General features: G+C 27.8%; 4 protein-coding genes. 1 reads left to right on the top strand and 3 read right to left on the bottom strand.

The features are described from left to right. Positions 1 to 245 precede the first annotated feature (245 nt). Positions 246 to 1,187: a hypothetical protein gene (locus D9R21_RS05420; RefSeq protein WP_126821406.1), complete on the bottom strand. Its 942-nt coding sequence runs from the start codon at positions 1,185 to 1,187 to the stop codon at positions 246 to 248. Between the two features lie 155 nt (positions 1,188 to 1,342). On the opposite strand from D9R21_RS05420, the gene D9R21_RS05415 reads away from it, so the two are divergent. Continuing rightward, complete coding sequence (locus D9R21_RS05415) at positions 1,343 to 2,305, top strand: GMP reductase (protein ID WP_126821405.1); 963 nt, start codon at positions 1,343 to 1,345, stop codon at positions 2,303 to 2,305. 28 nt (positions 2,306 to 2,333) lie between these two features. Here the strand turns inward: D9R21_RS05415 and rpsU are convergent, their stop codons facing one another. Both rpsU and D9R21_RS05405 read right to left on the bottom strand, forming a co-directional pair. After that, positions 2,334 to 2,498, bottom strand: a complete 165-nt coding sequence (gene rpsU, locus D9R21_RS05410; RefSeq protein WP_004028656.1) for a 30S ribosomal protein S21 — start codon at positions 2,496 to 2,498, stop codon at positions 2,334 to 2,336. 176 nt (positions 2,499 to 2,674) lie between these two features. Next, the gene (locus D9R21_RS05405; RefSeq protein WP_241568794.1) at positions 2,675 to 2,917 is read right to left on the bottom strand and encodes a hypothetical protein; all 243 of its coding nucleotides are present in this window, start codon (positions 2,915 to 2,917) and stop codon (positions 2,675 to 2,677) included. Positions 2,918 to 3,104: the final 187 nt, after the last annotated feature.

Here is a 3,104-nt window from a genome sequence, read left to right as displayed (position 1 = left end):
AGTTTTCATTCTTTATTAAAAAAAGCAACAATTCATAACAATATTTACTTATCGCATGACGAATATATTAATGATGTTAAAAAATGAAATAAATGATATTCAAGCCGCAAAGAAAAGGATATAATAAATAAAAGTTTATAAACCTTTTTTACTAATACTTACTTTTTGGGGTGCACTCTATATTTTATCTAAAATCACTAATAAAAATGGATTTTAATATTATAAAATCCATTTTAAAAATCTTATTAATAACGACGTTGCATATGGTCAGATGCTTTATATTGTGGAATGTTAATCATATAACCATCTTCACGACGTCATAATCCTTTAATTACTTTTGTAATTAGATAAATCATAAAGATTGTTCCAATTAATGTTGCAGTAAAATTTAAAATATTAGCGAAAATTGCTAGTCCATTTTGTCCTTTTTGGAAGATACGGCCAAATGCTTCAATTAGTTTTAATAACGCCGTAATAATTTGGATCACTAACATTATTGTTACTAAAATAGTATAAACAGTTGAAACTAAACGTAATCATTTTCCATAAGAAGTTTCAGCCATCATATTAGCAACAACTTTATTACTATAAAAGCCAGGGACAAAAATTAAACTTAAAACACTAACAACAGCTAAAACTACCATCATAATGGCAAAATTTTGTTTTGAGTCTCCAAATCAAGTTTTATCTGTTGCCTTGTTATAAAAAATCATAATTGCAACAATACTAGCAAGAGCTGATACTAATCAAGCAGTCCCTAAATAACGGACAATAACAACGCGAGCATTTTTTGTTGCTTTAACATCAGTATCTGGTAATCATGTTAATGCAAATGGTGCAAAAAAACCACCAATTGATAACGCTAATACCGCTAAACTTCATTTGTTTGCACATAATTCGGCATCAGTACTGCTAATTGCATAACGAATCAATCCAATATTACAAATTATTGTTGTGAAAAATGAAAAAATCACTACTAGTAAAAGTACAACTTTAAAACTTGTTAAATCAGCATATGAATTCATTAATAAAGTATTTGCAACGTTGATATCACCAGGAAAAGTCCCATTGTTATATCGGCCTAAGTAATAAAAGTAAGCCCCTCCTGCTATTGCCATTCCTGCAATACCCACAATACTTGATAACACAATTCAAAATCTAGTAAAACCAAAATTTCTTGTCATCATTTGTATAATCACTATTCCTTTCTACAATTACATAATTAATTGTATGCTGGTTTTAATATGATTACAAGATATTTTTTTATTCTTTTTTAAAAAGAAAACTCGGGTTTTTCCCCTTATTTTATGGTACATTTAATAAGTGAGGTAAAATTAAAAAAATGAAAGCATTTGATTATGAAGACATTCAATTAATTCCAGAATTATGTGTTGTTAATTCTCGAAAAGAATGTGATACAACCGTTAAATTAGGAAAACATACTTTTAATTTACCTGTCGTACCTTCAAATATGGCAACGGTAGTGAATGAAGAATTATGTGAAAAATTAGCAGAAAAAAATTATTTTTACATTATGCATCGTTTTAACGTAGATCAAGTTAAGTTTATTAAACATATGAAAAGTAAAAACTTGGTTACATCAATTTCAGTTGGTGTTAAACCAGATGATTTTGCACTAATTGAAACATTAAAAAAAGAACAATTAGTACCTGACTATATCACAATAGATATTGCTCACGGTCATGCTTTTAGTGTAAAAAAAATGATTGAACATATTCGCAGCCATTTAGGTCATGAAACATTTATTATTGCAGGTAATGTTGGAACACCAAAAGCTGTTCGTGATTTAGAACAATGAGGCGCTGATGCAACAAAAGTTGGCATTGGACCCGGAAAAGTCTGTATTACTAAATTAAAGACTGGTTTTGGTAATGGTGGATGACAATTATCGGCTGTTAAATGATGTAGTAAAGGTAGTTCAAAACCAATTATTGCAGATGGTGGATTACGAGTTAACGGTGATATTGCGAAATCAATTCGAATGGGGGCAACAATATGCATGATTGGTAGTTTATTTGCTGCGCACAAAGAATCACCTGGAAAACAAGTTGAAAATAATGGTATTAAATATAAAGAATATTTTGGATCAGCAAGTGAATATAATAAAGGTGAAAAACGTTATGTTGAAGGTAAAAAAGAGTTAATTGAAATTCGTGGCAGCATTTTTGAAACATTACGTGAAATGACAGAAGATTTACAATCATCAATTTCATATGCTGGTGGTAAAGATCTTTCGGCCATTAAAAAAGTTGATTATGTAATTTTAAAAGATAGTAATTTTTAAAAAAAATCCCATTTTAAATGGGATTTTTTTAACGAAAACTACGTGATTGTTCTTGTTTATAACGTCTTTTTTCTTTTTTGCTCATTCAGTGTTCACGTTTTCGGGCTTCTTTTCTTTTAACTGAAGAAACCTTGTTAAATCGTTTTAACGCTTTGTCTAGCGGTTCTCCTGCTTTGACAACAACAGTAGCCATAATATTTCAACTCCTAAAACTATATAAATTAACAATATCATCTTATCACACTTTTTTTAACAAAACAAACTTTTCTGATTTTATGTATGCATAAAATTAAAATATTTATTGGAATATAAATATTTTAATTAATTTCTTTAAATTTCCTACCATATCTTAAACTTAATACCATATTTTTATTCTTTTTTAACCTTTGTTAAAATTTCATAATTATTATTCCCGATTGTTAATTTTTCTTGGACAACTGTTTTAATTTTTCGCGATAAAAAAAGAAATCCTGCCATTGTTTTTTCATAATCTGTTATAACAACTTCTGAAAAAAGACCTTTTTCAAGGCAAAGTGCTTTTATTTTATATGATGTTCATATCCTTTGACATAAATTTGGAATTAATGTTATTAAATCTGAAACAGATAACATAACATTAAAATTATGATTAAGATATTGTTGAAAGATATTTTGACAATTAATCCAACCATAATTTAATTTAAAAAGGTCTTTTAAAGACTGCACCCCAAAAAGTAAGTATTAGTAAAAAAGGTTTATAAACTTTTATTTATTATATCCTTTTCTTTGCGGCTTGAATATCATTTATTTCATTTTTTAA

It is taken from the genome of Spiroplasma endosymbiont of Megaselia nigra, assembly GCF_003987485.1.
Classification (GTDB): Bacteria; Bacillota_I; Bacilli_A; order Mycoplasmatales; family Mycoplasmataceae; genus Spiroplasma.
This window is presented reverse-complemented; position numbering and strand designations above follow the sequence as displayed.